Origin of the sequence: Paenibacillus sp. FSL R7-0198, assembly GCF_038000415.1 — a bacterium.
Lineage (GTDB): Bacteria > Bacillota > Bacilli > Paenibacillales > Paenibacillaceae > Paenibacillus.
The window spans coordinates 3,950,779-3,967,305 of record NZ_JBBOCB010000001.1; the positions used below are offsets into that span (position 1 = coordinate 3,950,779).

At 49.2% G+C, this 16,527-nt stretch carries 11 protein-coding genes and 1 riboswitch; of the genes, 9 read left to right on the plus strand and 2 right to left on the minus strand.

Going from position 1 to position 16,527, the window contains the following annotated elements; genetic code table 11:
* The first annotated feature begins 116 nt into the window (after nt 1-116).
* The 8 genes from ytxJ (at nt 117) to MKY87_RS17115 (ending at nt 10,314) form a co-directional block, all read left to right on the plus strand.
* A complete protein-coding gene (ytxJ, locus tag MKY87_RS17080; RefSeq protein ID WP_340965496.1) occupies nt 117-656 on the plus strand; it encodes a bacillithiol system redox-active protein YtxJ in 540 nt (179 codons plus the stop codon).
* A gap of 226 nt (nt 657-882) precedes the next feature.
* The gene (locus tag MKY87_RS17085; RefSeq protein ID WP_340965498.1) at nt 883-1,014 is read left to right on the plus strand and encodes a potassium-transporting ATPase subunit F; all 132 of its coding nucleotides are present in this window, start codon (nt 883-885) and stop codon (nt 1,012-1,014) included.
* A 58-nt stretch (nt 1,015-1,072) separates the two neighbouring features.
* Nucleotides 1,073-2,752, plus strand: coding sequence for a potassium-transporting ATPase subunit KdpA (gene kdpA, locus MKY87_RS17090; protein WP_445669423.1), 1,680 nt, complete (start codon nt 1,073-1,075; stop codon nt 2,750-2,752).
* 208 nt (nt 2,753-2,960) lie between these two features.
* Nucleotides 2,961-4,961, plus strand: coding sequence for a potassium-transporting ATPase subunit KdpB (gene kdpB, locus MKY87_RS17095; protein WP_340967470.1), 2,001 nt, complete (start codon nt 2,961-2,963; stop codon nt 4,959-4,961).
* Nucleotides 4,962-5,022: 61 nt separating this feature from the next.
* Nucleotides 5,023-5,583 carry a potassium-transporting ATPase subunit KdpC gene (gene kdpC, locus MKY87_RS17100; RefSeq protein ID WP_340965499.1) on the plus strand — a complete coding sequence of 187 codons (561 nt, stop codon included), beginning with the start codon at nt 5,023-5,025 and terminating at the stop codon, nt 5,581-5,583.
* 88 nt (nt 5,584-5,671) lie between these two features.
* The gene (locus tag MKY87_RS17105; RefSeq protein WP_340965501.1) at nt 5,672-8,011 is read left to right on the plus strand and encodes a histidine kinase; all 2,340 of its coding nucleotides are present in this window, start codon (nt 5,672-5,674) and stop codon (nt 8,009-8,011) included.
* A gap of 7 nt (nt 8,012-8,018) precedes the next feature.
* Complete coding sequence (locus MKY87_RS17110) at nt 8,019-9,611, plus strand: ATP-binding protein (RefSeq protein ID WP_340965503.1); 1,593 nt, start codon at nt 8,019-8,021, stop codon at nt 9,609-9,611.
* Between the two features lies 1 nt (nt 9,612).
* On the plus strand, nt 9,613-10,314 hold the full coding sequence (locus MKY87_RS17115) for a response regulator (protein WP_074093094.1): 702 nt from the start codon (nt 9,613-9,615) through the stop codon (nt 10,312-10,314).
* 116 nt (nt 10,315-10,430) lie between these two features.
* Here MKY87_RS17115 and MKY87_RS17120 read toward each other — a convergent pair whose 3' ends face one another.
* Nucleotides 10,431-11,732, minus strand: a complete 1,302-nt coding sequence (locus MKY87_RS17120) for an alpha-glucosidase/alpha-galactosidase (protein ID WP_338590030.1) — start codon at nt 11,730-11,732, stop codon at nt 10,431-10,433.
* Between the two features lie 203 nt (nt 11,733-11,935).
* On the opposite strand from MKY87_RS17120, the gene MKY87_RS17125 reads away from it, so the two are divergent.
* Nucleotides 11,936-12,763 carry an AraC family transcriptional regulator gene (locus MKY87_RS17125; protein ID WP_133387237.1) on the plus strand — a complete coding sequence of 276 codons (828 nt, stop codon included), beginning with the start codon at nt 11,936-11,938 and terminating at the stop codon, nt 12,761-12,763.
* A gap of 128 nt (nt 12,764-12,891) precedes the next feature.
* Nucleotides 12,892-13,009: riboswitch (cobalamin riboswitch) on the plus strand.
* A gap of 364 nt (nt 13,010-13,373) precedes the next feature.
* Here MKY87_RS17125 and MKY87_RS17130 read toward each other — a convergent pair.
* On the minus strand, nt 13,374-16,286 hold the full coding sequence (locus MKY87_RS17130) for a DUF5704 domain-containing protein (protein WP_340965504.1): 2,913 nt from the start codon (nt 16,284-16,286) through the stop codon (nt 13,374-13,376).
* Between the last annotated feature and the right edge of the window lie 241 nt (nt 16,287-16,527).

The window sequence follows — 16,527 nt, forward strand, 5'->3', positions numbered from 1 at the left end:
GATAAAACGCGAACGCTTCGCTTTCTCAGGTTTTTTCTGTCCTCTCCGTTATCGTTTAAATGGTTAGTTCAATTTATATAGCCTTGATATACATATATCAGGAAGGGAAGATTCGTATGGATAAAAAAGTAAATCATCAAGCCGTATGGCTTGCTATAGGTGTTGCCATGGGAGTCAGTATTGGTACAGCTACACAGCAGCTTGGACTCGGGATTGCTTTTGGCTTGGCGCTTGGCATTGTGATTGGTTCGGTGGTTAGCAAACGTGCAGGGTCAGACTCGGAACATATGCTCAGCGAACATGTCCGTGAATTGCATAAACTTGGTGACTGGGAAGACGCGCTTCATCGCTCGCAGGATCATCCGGTGCTTATTCTGAAACACAGCACGACGTGTCCAATCAGTGCAAGAGCGTACAGAGAGTTTATAGCTTTTGTGGGCACCAATGCATCAGATCCCAAACAACCCATGGATTACCACATTGTTAAAGTGATTGAAAATCGCTCGTTATCCCGCTACATTGCGGAAGAGACAGAGGTTCATCATGAGTCACCACAGGTGCTTCTGCTCGATCAGGGGCAAGTTGTCAAACATACCTCCCATGGCAAAATCACGAAGAAAAGATTATTGCAGTGGGCACAGAATCCATTTGGATAAATAGTACACCTTATAGACCCGTTCTTTTCAGCCCAGAGCTGAGGAGATTGGGTCTTTTTTACGCTTTTTTTACACCTGTGGAGGCATTTCTTTACCCCTTTTTTACAGCGTTTCATATTACGATTTTACATGTAGCAGGTGCAGAGAACGGTAGAGAGAGGGAGGAAGGGCGCATGGTGAATGATGCCACGATGATTGGATTGGTTGTGCTGCTGTTTGCGGTGTTTTGGGGATTCTTGAAATTCTGCGAAAAGGCTTGAGGGCAGAGAGGGGGAGCGGAATGATTGTCATCGGCATGATTGTACTCGCACTGGTGATTTATCTCGGTTATGTGCTGGTGAAGCCAGAAAAATTCTGATGCTGACGATGTACGTAATGCGGAACAAGGGAACGTCGAATAGGGAGGAAATGCGGATATGGGTATCGGTGTAGTGCAAGTAGCGGTGACGCTACTAATCATCCTGCTGCTGGTGAAACCGGTGGGAAAATATATAGTGAACGTGTTCGATGGACAGCGAACGGGGCTGGATCGGATTTTTGGTGGGCCGGAGCGACTGCTCTTTCGATTGATGGGAGTACGCGAGAACGAATCCATGGGGTGGAAAAAGTACCTCACGGCCGTTCTCCTCTCCAACTTTGTAATGTTGGTATTGATGTTTCTGGTGCTGCGACTGCAAAAATATTTACCACTCAATCCGGATGGCATCGGCAATATGCCAGTGGCGCAGGCATTTAATACGGCCGTTTCGTTCATGACCAACACGAACTGGCAGTCGTATACGGGCGAGAACGCCCTGTCGTACCTGTCACAGATGCTGGCAGTGACGTTCCCGATGTTTACGTCGGCAGCGACGGGATTTGCAGTGGCCATTGCGTTTATTCGCGGGCTGGTAGGCCGCCGGGATGAACTGGGGAACTTTTACGTCGACCTTGTACGGTCGATTACGAGAATTTTTTTACCGCTGAGTTTCATCGTGGCCCTGTTCCTCGTGTTCCAGGGTGTGCCCCAGACGCTCGCGGGAGCGGTGAACGCAACCACGCTGGAAGGTGCGCAGCAGACCATCTCACGTGGACTGGTCGCCTCACTGGAATCGATCAAACACATTGGCACCAACGGTGGTGGCTGGTTTGGAACCAATGCTGCACATCCATTTGAGAATCCGACGGCCCTGAGCAATCTGGTGCATATCGTCTGTATGATGCTGTTACCGACTGCACTGGTATACGCCTTCGGCTTGATGGTCAATAACCGGAAGCAGGGTTGGGCATTGTTCGCAGCGATGAGTTTTCTTTTCCTTGTGATGTTGACCACCGTATTTGTCTCCGAATATCGCGGTGTACCCGCGTTGGATGCAGCAGGTCTGCATGGCAATATGGAGGGGAAAGAGGTCAGGTTTGGCATACCCGAATCGGCTTTATTCACGGCAGTCACGACAGCGGCTACTACAGGTTCGGTCAACAATATGCATGAGTCGCTCACTCCACTTGGAGGCATGGTATCACTGGCTCAGATGATGCTTAATAACGTGTTTGGTGGCAAAGGGGTAGGGCTGATCAACGGACTGTTGTATGTGATTCTGGCTGTGTTTATCTGTGGCTTGATGGTGGGACGAACACCTGAGTTTCTGGGCAAAAAAATCGAGGGCAAAGAAGTGAAGCTCGCATCCATCGCCTTGCTCATTCATCCTTTGATTATTCTGGCGCCAACGGCACTCGCGCTTATGCGGCCTGAAGCCATTGCGTCCATCTCAAACAGGGGCATGCATGGCCTGACCGAAGTTCTCTATGCTTTTGCCTCGGGTGCAGCCAATAATGGATCGGCCTTTGCCGGACTGAATGCCAATACAGATTTTTACAACATCGCCATTGGTATCGTTATGCTGCTGGGAAGGTACGTTTCGATGATCGCCATGCTGGCTATTGCGGGTTCACTCGCTACAAAACGGGTTGTACCGGTAACCACGGGAACATTGCGGACACACACACCTCTCTTTGCTGGCATTCTGGTCATGATGATCGTTGTTGTCGGCGCACTCACATTCTTCCCGTCGCTTGCCCTTGGACCGATCGCAGAACACTTGGCCATGATTCAATGAGGGAAATGACAGGGGTACTACAGAGGAATTGGTGTAAGGACGTAACGTATGGAGGTGGCAGTGCACGATGAATGCAGTCGAACGAAAGAAGGAGCAGACGATGCAACACATGGATACAGAAATGTTTAGAACGAAGGGTAATGAGCCGGATAACAACCGCGGTAATATTCAACGTGATCCCGGATCAAAACGTTCGTTAAGCAAGGATATGATACTTCAGGCTTCACTGGATGCGTTCAAGAAACTAAATCCGGTGGTCATGATCAAAAATCCGGTTATGTTTATTGTTGAGATTGGCACATTCATTACGCTCTTATTGAGCATCAATCCAGATCTTTTCACCGCATCGGAAGCTGGGCGCGGGTACAACATTGCCGTATTTTTCATTTTGCTGTTCACGCTGCTGTTCGCTAACTTCGCGGAGGCACTTGCAGAAGGGAGAGGCAAGGCCCAGGCGGATACGTTACGCAAGACGAAGTCGGACACCATGGCCAATCTGGTGCAGAAGGATGGAACAATCCGGCAAGTGTCTTCGACCCAGTTGAAAAAAGGCGATATGGTCCGTGTGGAAGTCGGTGAACTGATCCCGACGGACGGTGAGATTGTGGAAGGCTTGGCCTCCATTGATGAATCGGCCATTACGGGAGAATCCGCCCCGGTTATCAAGGAGGCAGGAGGCGATTTCTCTTCCGTTACCGGGGGGACACGTGTCGTGTCCGATTACATCGTCATGCGTGTTCAGACGGATCCGGGTGAGTCATTCCTTGACCGGATGATCTCTCTGGTTGAGGGTGCTCAGCGCCAGAAAACACCTAATGAAATCGCGCTGACAACCCTGCTCGCCGTATTAACTCTGATCTTTCTGATCGTCATACTCACGATGGTTCCAATGGCAAATTACCTTGGTATTCGACTAGATCTGGCGACATTGATCGCACTCCTCGTCTGCTTGATCCCCACCACAATTGGTGGATTACTGTCTGCCATTGGTATTGCCGGGATGGACCGGGTTACGCAGTTCAATGTGCTCGCCATGTCAGGTAAAGCGGTGGAAGCGGCCGGGGATATTGATACATTGATTCTGGACAAAACGGGGACGATCACATACGGAAATCGCATGGCATCTGAGTTTATTCCCGTTCAGGGCATTACTTCGTCAGAAATGACGCAAGCTGCTTTACAGGCTTCTGTGCGAGATGAGACCCCAGAAGGACGTTCTGTTGTGGAACTGGCAGGTAAACAAGGTCAGAGTTGGTCTGAGACAGAGTATGCTAATGCGGAAAATGTGGAATTCACGGCAGAGACACGGATGTCCGGTCTGAATCTGAGCAGCGGAATGAAAATCCGCAAAGGTGCGGTGGATGCGATCAAAAGATATATTGCTTCCGAAGGAGGCCGTATACCTGGTGATCTGGATGAGATTGCAAATCGAATTGCGAAGGCTGGAGGCACGCCGCTTGCTGTGGCCATCGATGAACGAATCTACGGTGTGATCTATCTGAAAGACACTGTGAAGCCAGGGCTAAAAGAGAAGTTCGCCGAGATGCGCGCCATGGGTATCAAGACCATTATGTGTACAGGTGACAATCCGTTAACCGCAGCGACCATAGCGCTGGAAGCGGGCGTGGATGATTTTATTGCTGAAGCGAAGCCCGAGGACAAGATTGCTGCAATCAAAAAAGAGCAGCAGGAGGGTAAACTCGTCGCCATGACAGGCGACGGTACCAACGATGCTCCTGCTCTGGCGCAGGCTGATGTGGGCCTGGCGATGAATTCGGGCACCATGGCGGCCAAAGAAGCGGCCAACATGATTGACTTGGATTCGGACCCGACCAAGTTATTGTCGGTAGTCTCCATTGGCAAGCAGCTGTTGATTACACGCGGCGCACTCACAACCTTTTCGATATCCAATGATATCGCGAAATATTTTGCCATCATCCCAGCCATGTTTATTCTCGCCATGCCGCAGCTTCAGGCGCTGAATATTATGAATCTGGCTTCACCGCAGTCTGCGATCCTGTCGGCGCTGATCTTCAATGCCATTATTATTCCGTTGCTTATTCCCATCGCGATGAAAGGGGTTAAGTATCGGGCGATGTCAGCCGAACGATTACTTGGCCGCAATGTGTTCATCTATGGCGTAGGTGGTGTGATTGTACCTTTTATCGGAATTAAGCTGATTGACATGGTACTGTCGGGGATTCTTTAACGAGATAACAACGCTTATCAAAATTGTTCTTTTATCCTAATGAATTCAGGAAGTGATCTGTATGAACATGTTCTTACCCGCCATAAGGCTATCTGTTGTGCTTATGTTGATATGCGGGCTAATCTACCCGCTTGTAACGACTGGTGTAGCCCAACTTCTCTTTCCTGCGCAGGCGAACGGCAGTCTGATTACGCAAGATGAGAAAATCATCGGCTCGTCCCTGCTGGCGCAGGATTTCCAATCGCCGGGGCTGTTCCAGCCCCGGGCATCGAGTGCCGGTTATGACCCAACGGCTTCAGCTGGTTCAAATCGCGCCGTAGCTTCGGAGGAATATATCGGCGAGATGAAGGAAAAGATGGCCCAGCTCCAGCAGGAAAATCCGGGATTGAAGCAGATCCCTGCTGATCTCGTGACGGGTTCAGGCTCTGGACTTGACCCGGATCTCTCTCCCGAAGCCGCTGAGGCACAGATCCCACGCATTAGCGAAGCTACGGGGCTTAGTGAACAGCAGCTTGTGCAACTTGTAAATGAGCATACGGAAGGTCGTCAGATGGGTATATTCGGGGAACCGCGTGTAAATGTAACGGCTCTGAATCTGGCGCTGACAGCAGAAATGAACTAACAAACATATTAGCCTGCTCACGATATATCGGGAGGGGCTTTCTCTATTTGTTTCATCCTATTTTTAAAGGAAAGGGGGAGAGGGACGGATGGAAGACAGCTTCAAGCGCAAGTCACCGGAAGAGATGCTGAAGATGATTACGAAGCTGCAGCAGGGTACCCTCAAAATCTACATCGGCCCAGTCAGCGGATCGGGCAAAACGTATCACATGTTACGAGAAGGGAATACGTTGCGTGAGCAGGGCATTGATGTGGTCATCTGCGCCGTCTCCACAATGCGCAGACCGGAAACGGTGGAACAGCTTGGCGCACTTGAACGGATACCAAGCATTCACTGGTTGCGCCAGAGTGATGATGTAGAGATGAAGGATCTGAACCTGGATGCACTGATGGTGCGTAATCCGGAGGTTGTGCTGGTGGATGGTTTGGCACATCGCAACAGAGAAGGCGCCCGGTATGCTACCCGGCTGGAAGACATTCAGTTTTTGCTCCGAAACAACATCAGTGTCATGACAACGGTGAATGTGTATGAACTGGAAGGGTATACCGAGCTGGCGCGGCAACTTACGGGTATCACAGTAGAACATACGGTACCTGCGGATACACTGGAACTTGCGGATGAAGTCAAGCTGATTGACGTCACGCCGGAAACCATACTGAGCCGTCTGGCAGAAGGTCACCTGAAGGGGCATGAGGGAGAAGCTGTATTTCGTCAAGGCAATCTGGGTATTCTGCGCGAACTGGCCCTGAGATTGGTTGCAGAAGGGGTGAATGAATCCCTGCGCGAGCATCGGGAGGAGATGGGAATTACCCTCACAACAGGCATCATGGAACGGATTCTGGTGTCCACGCAATATCATTGGAACGGCTCCATCTATATCCGGCGTGGACAACAGATTGCCAAACGGTTGAATGGTGATCTGTGCGCTGTGGTTTTTCGGAATATGAAGCAGCCATTAACCAAAGAGGCAACCGTATTTCGGCGGAATATGGTTAAGCTGGTGGAGAAGTTTGGTGGCCATATGGAGGAGCTGTCTATATTACACCGTCGCAACATCCCGTCTACACTGGCGCGTTATGCCATGGAGCACCAGATTACCCGGATTGTGATGGGGCACTCCCGGCGTACGCGCTGGCAGGAATTGTGGCAAGGGTCCGTTGTTAACTCGCTGCTACGCAGATTACGTGGTGTGGATCTCTTTCTGGTTGCTGATCGAGCGGCCAGGGAGGGTGAACGTGTAGTTCCGGCCAAGGTAAACGAGGTGGAGTCACTGACATACCGCAGACTAAGCGAGCAGGAAATGAAGGAACAGATTGGCCAGATTCAGCGCGGCACATTCAAAATATATATCGGAGCCGCACCAGGTGTAGGCAAAACCTACATGATGCTGCGGGAAGGTAATGATTTGCTCCGTAAGGGCATCGATGTGCAAATCGGCTTGCTGGAGACACATGGGCGGGCGGAAACCGTGGAACAGATGGGTCACTTATCTGTGATCCCTCGTGTGCAGCGAGTGTATCAGGAGGCTCGGCTGGAAGAGATGGACACCGAGGGTATTCTGCGTCTTTGTCCGGAAGTGGTGCTTGTGGATGAACTGGCGCATACGAATGTACCTGGAAGTGTCCGGCAAAAGCGTTATGAAGATGTCCTGCTCCTGCTGAATGCAGGCATCTCGGTGATTACCACAATGAATGTACAGCATCTCGAAAGTCTGAATGATGCCGTTGAACATATTACCGGTGTTCGTGTCCGCGAGACCGTACCCGATCGGATCATTCAGATGGCGGATGAGGTGCAGTTGATTGATGTGGCACCCCAGGCCTTGCGGCAGCGCATGAGGGAGGGTAAAATCTATGCAACTGCCAAGGTCGAGCAAGCCCTTGCGAATTTCTTCAAAATCGGTAATCTGATTGCCCTGCGAGAACTTGCTCTGCGCGAGCTGGCGGACGATGTCGATGAACGGCTTGAAGCACAGCAGGCCAAAATTGCACTTCGGGGACCTTGGCGCAGACAGGAAGCCGTCTTTGTATGTGTAAGCAGTGATCGTCATGCCGAGCGGCTGATCCGGCGCGGATTCCGCATGGCTTATCGTCTAAAAGCCATCTGGCATGTACACCATATCCACATCGGTGAGTCCATGAGTGACGAAGTGAAGTGCCATCTGGAAGCGTTGGAGCAGCTGACGATTCGGCTTGGTGGTCAATTTCACATTCATCACAGTCCAAGGCTGAGCGATGTACCTGAGATTTTGGCAAGAAAGGCATCGGAGGCGAGAGCAACCCAGTTGGTAGTCGGGCAGGCAAGACGGGTGTGGTGGCTGAATGGCTACCGCGGCTCAGGTTCGGTGGTCAACCGACTTGTACGCTTGTCGCGGCATCTGGATGTATTGATCGTTGCAGATTACGATTATGAACTGAGCGGGATGTGAATGGATATTGTCTGAACGAATAAAAAAAGAAACACTGCCATCCCGTGGGAAACGGATTCCGGCATATGTATGGGTGACCCTTGGGGTGACGCTGCTAACTTTGCTGCTTCATGCCATCGGCATGAGCGGTGATCTGGTTAACGTAGCGCTTGTATACCTGTTTCCCGTTCTGGTGAGTGCTGTGTATTGGGGAATGGGACCAGCTGTATATGCCGCGAGTTTTAGTGTCATTATGTTTGACTTCTTTTTTGTACCGCCGTATTTGAGCTTTACGGTTGAAGACTTGAGGTATCTCATTTCCTTTGTCGTGTATCTTGCGGTGGCGATCCTGACAGCGAGTCTTGCAGGTCGGTTGCGACAACAACTGGAGATGGTAAAAGCACGCGAGGCCACGACGAACTCCCTGTACGCATTGAGTCGTCAGATGACAGCCATTACGGATCTGAATACGTTACTGGTTAACATTGCAACCCAAGTATCGCTTACCCTGGGTAAGCCGGCGGCTGTGTATCTTCCGGATAGACAGGGGGATCTTCTGGTTACAAGCTCTTCTGCATCCGCATCAGAAGGGGAAAAGGATGGCTGGGGAGATGGAGAGTCGGAGATTGCCATTGCCAAATGGGTGTATCATCACGGACAGATCGCAGGTAAGGGATCATCCACTTTACGGGAATCTCCCGGGCTATACGTACCGCTACGCACAGAGGAGCAGATTCATGGCGTACTCGCCGTGAGCATGGACGCTGGCGAAGTTCATGAGCAGCAAGAACAGCTTCGTCTGTTGGAGGCATGCGGTGGGCTGGCCGCAGGTGCTATTGCCCGAGTGAAGCTGGCGGAAGAGGCCCGTTTGTCGCAGATCACTGCTGAATCAGAACGCATACGTACAGCGCTGCTGGACTCTGTTTCCCATGAATTGCGTACTCCCCTAACCGCCATTATCGGCTCGGCTACGGGATTGTTGGAGAATGATACTCTTTTTACACCCAAGGATCGGAGAGAATTGACAGGCAACATTCGGGATGGAGCTTTGCGCATGAATCGTCTCGTAACGAATCTGCTGGGTATGGTTCGGCTGGAGAGCGGCATGTTGCAGCTGAACCGGAAATGGTGTGACGTGGGAGACATCATTAGCGTTGTACTGACACAAGTTCGGGGATTCAGTCCGCATCGCAACATTCAAGTTGACCTGCCTGATGACCCTGCCTTTATCTACGGAGATGAAGTATTGCTGGAGCAGGTGCTGGTCAATATCGTCAGCAACGCCTTCAAATATTCGCCTGATGAGAGCCAGATTGTCATCACTGTGGCAAGCGATAAGAGTACAGATCAATTGACGATCTGGGTAGCTGATCAAGGCATCGGTATACCGGAAGCGGAAAGATTGCGTATATTTGATAAGTTCTATCGCTCAGAGTCGACTCAGCATGTCACAGGAACGGGGCTTGGTCTGGCGATCTGCAAAGGCATTGTTGAAGTCCACGGAGGTACCATTGTGGCAGAGCCGAATCCGGGCGGGGGGACGAGAATGCGCATAGATATCCCCATGGAGGCTCACGGATCACAGTTTCCCTATTCAGAACAAGGAGAGGTTGAAGAATAACATGAACGCACCACTAGGGGCTCGCATACTGGTGATCGATGATGAGCCGCAGATTCGCAAATTGCTCAAGGTCACCCTTCAGGCACACCAATTCGAACTCCACGAGTGTGGGGATGGCGAAGAGGGCGTTATTCAGGCCAGTATTGTACATCCGGATCTGATCATCCTTGATCTTGGTCTGCCGGGCATGTCTGGCATGGAGGTACTTCGCCGGATTCGCGAATGGTCACAAGTGCCAATTATTGTGCTGACAGCGAAGGATCAGGAGGGAGACAAAATTGCCGCGTTGGATGCTGGTGCAGATGATTATGTGACCAAACCATTCGGAATGGGTGAGTTGGTTGCCCGTATTCGGGTGGCACTGCGTCATGTAGCCAAAACAACGGATGAGCCAATACTGCGCTTTGGATCACTCACGATTGATCTGGCCCAAAGGCAGGTCGAACTGGAGGGGGCTTTGGTCAAATTAACCCCAACGGAATATGAGATGCTGAAGGTGCTTGCCTCCAATGCAGGGAAAATCATCACCCAGCGTCAGCTTTTGCAGCAAGTATGGGGAGGGCATCATCATGAGTCCGACAGCCATTATCTTCGGGTATATGTGGGACATCTGCGTAAAAAATTAAATGAAGATCCAACGAATCCGCGGTACATTCAGACGGAGCCTGGCATTGGTTATCGCTTTTTGCTCCCTGCCGAGTAACGTTTAAGAGAGCGGGACATTTCGTAACAATGATGTGATGCACCATTCAGCGGGTGAGCATATGGAAAGAACAAAACACCGTCCCCTTTAGCTGCAAAGGAAACGGTGCTTTTATATTATGACGTGTATTTTGGCAACCAGTCGCCGTGAGCCTCAATCAACTCATCACACATCGCTACGATGTCATCAATAGACAGTTCGGCAGCCGTGTGTGGATCAAGCATGGCAGCATGATAGATATGTTCTTTTTTGCCGGTGATTGCTGCTTCAATCGTCAGCAGTTGCGTGTTGATGTTTGTCCGGTTCAATGCCGCGAGTTGTGGAGGCAGATCCCCAATATACGTAGGGCTGATTCCTGATCCATCCACCAAACAAGGGACCTCGACACATGCTTCACGCGGCAGGTTCGTAATCAGTCCGTTGTTCATGACGTTGCCGCCAATCTTGTACGGGTTATTTGTCTCCATCGCTTCGATAATATGCGATGCGTATTCACGGCTGCGGGTATGTTCAATATTTTCGCTGGCAAACAGCTTGGTACGCATTTCTTTCCAGCCCTCAATCTGGTTCACACAGCGGCGTGGATACTCATCCAATGGAATGTTGAAGCGTTCAATCAGCTCCGGGTAATTCCGCTTGATGAAGTAAGGGTGGTACTCGGCATTGTGTTCTGAGGATTCCGTCACATAATAGCCAAAACGCTGCATCAACTCAAAACGAACCATGTCGTCATGCTGTTCTTTCTGTTTTTCTTTCGCCAAACGTTTAATCTCGGGGTACAGATCCTGCCCGTCTTTGGTAACTTCGAGCAGCCACGCCATGTGGTTGATCCCTGCAATCTTCGCCACAACACCTGTCTGATCGATCCCCAGTGCATCAAACAGATGTGGTACACATACCTGTACACTATGACACAATCCTACGGTTTTGATCCCACCATGTACGTTCATGACGTTGGTAAGCACAGCCATCGGGTTAGTGTAGTTCAGGAACCACGCATCCGGACATACTTCCTGCATATCTCGGGCGAAATCCAGCATAACCGGAATCGTACGCAGATTACGGAAAATTCCGCCAATACCGAGTGTATCTGCAATTGTTTGACGCAATCCGTATTTCTTCGGAATTTCGAAGTCCGTAATGGTACATGGATCATATCCACCGACCTGGATGGCGTTGATGACATATTTGGCCCCGCGCAGCGCTTCTTTGCGGTCATGATATACTTTCACGACGCAACGACTTCCGAGTGAACGGGCCAGACTGGTCAGCAAACGCTCTGAATCGCTCAAACGTTCAGCATCGATATCAAACAATGCCAATTCAAAATCCTGCAGTGCTTCGGTCATCATGACATCACCCAATACATTTTTAACAAAGACGGTGCTGCCTGCACCGAGAAAAGTAATTTTGTTCATCTTAAGTTCAGCCTCCCTGAAAAATGTTGTACCCCAACTATAGGCCGATTCGGCACATATAACTATGGCTCAACCCCTTTCAAACATGTCATAATCCCATTTTTGTTCCCGCTTTCAACTAATATGGAAGCACTTTAGCTGTTATAATATAAATGGACTAAATGAAGAGGTAAGCGGAACGAAGTCAGGATGGAGGGCGAAAAATGAGTCGCATTGAGATGAATGTGGTTCCCGCAGGCTGGACACAGATGGAGCTGATGTTGTTGTTTTTTGGGTGGGAGGCATGTGACCCTGCGCATTATTGGGGACCGGGTGTACGTGATTCTTACATTGTGCACTACATCCATGAAGGACGGGGCACCGTGTACATGGGGGATCAGGAATACAAACTTAGCGAGGGACAGGGTTTTGTCATTCTCCCGGACACACTTATTCATTATGAGGCAGATCCGCAGGAGCCCTGGACGTATTCGTGGTTTGGTTTTAAAGGCGTACAAGCCAAAGCATTCATGCAACGTGCCCAATTAAGCCCGGAGCGTCCGATATATGATGCCCAGGATACAAATACGATGGAACAGTTGTATACGGAGTTGGTCCAGGCTTCTACGCGTCCAGGAGGCGATGTGATGAATCAGAGTCTCTTGTATCGCTTGGTGGCAGAATTAATCTCTTCTTCGCCTGTGAAGGAAGAAATAGGGCAACTCCTTTCGAACAAAGAGACGTACATCCGGCAGGCGGTGCAGTTTATGGAGAACAGGTACAGCCAGCGAACTTCCATTCTGGATATTGCCCAAGCTGTGGGGCTGGATCGCACGTATCTATCGGGATTGTTCAAAGAGCGATATGGCATGTCGCTACAGTCCTTTTTTCTGGAGTACCGTATGAATCGGGCTGCCGAACTTCTTCAGAATCCAGGGCTGTCGGTCAGTGAAGTGGCACATTCGGTTGGCTATACAGACCCATTACTGTTTTCCAAGATGTTCAAGCGAGTGACGGGTGTGTCTCCAAAGGGTTCGAGAAATCGAGATTAGATGCACCTATTGCTTCAAATTTAAAAGAAAGTTTTGAGCATTAATCGTCGTCCCGCTATTCTGATACAGAAGTGTAATTGAATATGTGGAACTTGGTGCTTTGCCCGTCAGGGTGGAAGCTTAATAGGGAAGTCCGGTGTGATACCGGCGCGGTCTCGCCACTGTAACAGAGGAGTCAAGTAGCGATAATCCACTGGTGTAAGCCGGGAAGGAGCTGCAAGTGACGATGATTCTGGAGCCAGGAGAGAATGATGCAAGAAGGGTTACCCCAGAAGTCCATAGATGACTTTCAGGGTAACCCTTTTGTTGTATAACAGGTATGTTGTTTGTAGTTGGAACGTGATACAGCAATAGCTTGTGAATGCTTCATCGTATGTCGTTCAGCGCACCTATGCATTCAGTACACCATAGTTTTGCGCAGGCTGTATAGTACTTAATCCGGCACTTCATGGCTATTTCATCATATATTTATTGATTGCTTCATTGGGTGATTGTCGCTATATAGATATTCAGTCTTATTTTGGAGAGGTACTCCCCATATAGACTCTTCTGTCCACATGTGGTTGGCTACATCTGCTTAGCCAATCGTGCTGACATGAGCGATTCAGTACTAGTGTGGTACTTGGGATTGGAAGTCGTTCCGGCTAGACTGATCAGCATGGTAAAAGACAATATCGCCATCCTTCAGTGGCCAGGTTCTGCCTTGACTGTCTGTTGGCGTTTTGTTGAAACCTTCCATCTGCCATTGATTCATCAGTGGTGCATGAATGTATTGCAGATGGGGCGCCTCTGTATTTCCATTCCGCAGGCTCTCCATGTTGAAGTTAACTACGATATAACCATTCTTTAGAAAAATCTTCGATTTCTCATCTAGCTGATTTTGTTGGGCAAGGGGTTCGAGATCCGTCCCTTTTGGTACAGCATATACATCGGCTGGCAAGCTGTACTCCCCGTACCAACGCTGGATTGCTGCATTGGCGCGGTCCACGTTGACCCCGGAAGGAATGCCCGTTTTGGGTCCGATGAGTGTCCGAATTGGAGCAGACAGGATCATCCAGTCATAACGGCCTACCCATGTTTTTTGATGAGAAGTCTGATCAACCAGGCGAACCATATGTTCTGCCAACGTACGCTGGTTGCGTTCTTCCGCTGACAGCTCATACGTATACTGGTAACGTGCTGTATCGCCTAACTCTATGCCGAGTACATTTCGAAGCCGCGAATTCAGGACAACAAAGCGTTTCTCCAGATCCTGAGCCGATCCGATACGGATCAGACGTTCCTGGCCTCGATGGTAGTACAGATCCACTTCTTGTCGGGATAAACCGTCTTTGCTTACAAAAGAAAAAGTTGGTGTTATTCGAATACCATCCTGCTTGCCAAACATATTGCCCTTGGTCTTCAGATCGAACTTGAAATGGTACCCCGTCTTCACAGTCGCGTTAGCGAATCCCTGCACCGGATGGCTTCCTGGTCGGATGGGCAATACAAATGGAGTCAGATTACCTCTCGGATCACCATCAATGCTATTCATCCCTGCCCAGTAGCTAAGGCCCGTTGGGTCGGGACTACCCAATCGCTTGCGAAATACATTTTCCCAGTTGTAATCGGAGATATCAGTGACGTGAAAATCATATAACCTTCCGATCACATCTACCGGTACGGTATCTGCTGCAACATGATGTGTCAGATTGGTATTGGCATCCTGTTGCTCGGTAAAGTTTGCAGGTGCATTCTCTGCAATATTACGGAATACAATGTGATATTTGCCTTCGTCTACCCATACAGGGAGATAGAATGTGGTATCCAGTTGATTGACCGGAATATCGACCCATGTCTTGGCAGGGATAAACTGACTCCGATCTGCGTTATAGACATCAAACGGGAATTGCACCTGTTTGATTCGAAAATATTTGGCATAGTCCCGATTTCCATAACCGGGATAACTCGCTGCGTCCAACTGCTGTCCCGATGTGGGAATTCGTACAATGAACGGACGTTCCAGAATGAGTGCAGCGCTGGCTGGGTCCGGTACGGTTTTCTGATTATGCGGCTGATCATCCGATACCCAGGCGTAGTTGACGACAGGGGTGTGTACCGTGACGGTGTTGATGCCGTTAATCGGTAATATTTTATTGGAGCCGCCATTCACGTTACCCGGTAGCAAATCATAATAGATTTCACCAGAGCTTGTAGTGTTTGCTTTATTCAGCAGGGAATTGCTGATCATATTACCCGGTTTGTACAGCACATCACGCCCAATTGTCGTTGGATTAGGGATGTTGGATGGTGTTGGGCCATCTTTGGTTGCTTCCACATCATTCATAATGGTTGTGTTGTTGAATTTGACTAGATCATTATTTACTTTACTTTGAGGTGTATTGGATTCAGCCATCCCTTTTAACCGTGATGTATCATCAGGCACACTGGGAGGTTGGTTCAAACCACCTGTTAATTTGGGTGGAGTATATGAGATTGAAGTGGTTTGCCCTGGTCGTACATGGCTTTCTACAGATTCATCATTTTTAGACTCTAGTATTGGTGGTGTGTATCCTGTTGGATTCATCGTAACGGTCTCACCGGGCAAAGCGTAATTATTCATCGTTGCTTTAGCGATCTTGTATATTTCCAGATTGTTAATTTTCCAGTAGGAGTAGTCTCTTGTGATCTGGAAGGTGTATGGCTTGGGTACCGTGTCGTTCGCGGGTACAGGTGGCCCTGGTGTACAACCATCATCATCACATATTTCTGGTCCAGGTACTGTCCATTCTCTGTCGTACGAGATGGTGACATTACAGTTGTATGTAACTTTACCGCTCATTTTCGCCCAAGCTTGTTTAAATAGATAATTGTCAGCAAAGGCGTTTGTGTAGAGTGACTCGGAAGTAGGTATTCCTTTTAATTCATTAAATGTCTCATTATCTCTGTTATCTGACTTAATAACACCGTTGGCATTAGGATCGAGATCATTCATGCTCATAATGGTTCCAGCAGAAGGTGGTCCAATCGTTGGCGTGCAACCTCCACCACCGCCTCCGTTCCCGTCGCCCTCACCCGTACCTGGGTTCTCTTCAACACCAATGTTTGTAGTGGTAGTTAACTCAAATCCATCTTTCTTCCACAGTACGGTGATGGTTGTCGTTCCTCTGCTGACGGCTTGAACTAATCCGGAGTTACTAACGGTAGCGACACCAGGATTGGATGATTCCCATGTAGTTGTACCACCGCTGCCAGTGTTTACATTGGTCTCCGCACCAAAGTTTCCATCTCCATTTTTGGTTTTGACAGTTGCATTCAATTGTTTGGACTGGTTCAAGCTAAGTTGCCCGCCAGCGGTAAGGTTGATCTCTTTGGTTATTTCAACAAGACCTTTCCAATAAAGATCTGTATTGAAGATGTAATCTGCTGACCATTTAGGTGGGTTATATTCTCTAGCAGCTGTTGCATTGATAACGCCGCCTATTTTCATGGTGAACATTGTTCTTCTACCATTGAAGGAGTCAACAGAAACAAGTTTAGGCATATTTAAATCTGCATTGTAATGTTGGTTGTCATCCATATAATGAGGCTTTAGAGATACCTCGGTTAATTCTGATCGTGGATAAGGGTCGCTGTTCTTATCCATATATATTGCAGGTTTGTACAATTCTTTATCCAGATCAAGATCAACACAAACTGTCGAGGAAACGGGACGATTTGTTGATGGATCGTTAGCTAGCAAAATATGATCATTAGGCCCACTACATCCGCCATCAACGCTCCAT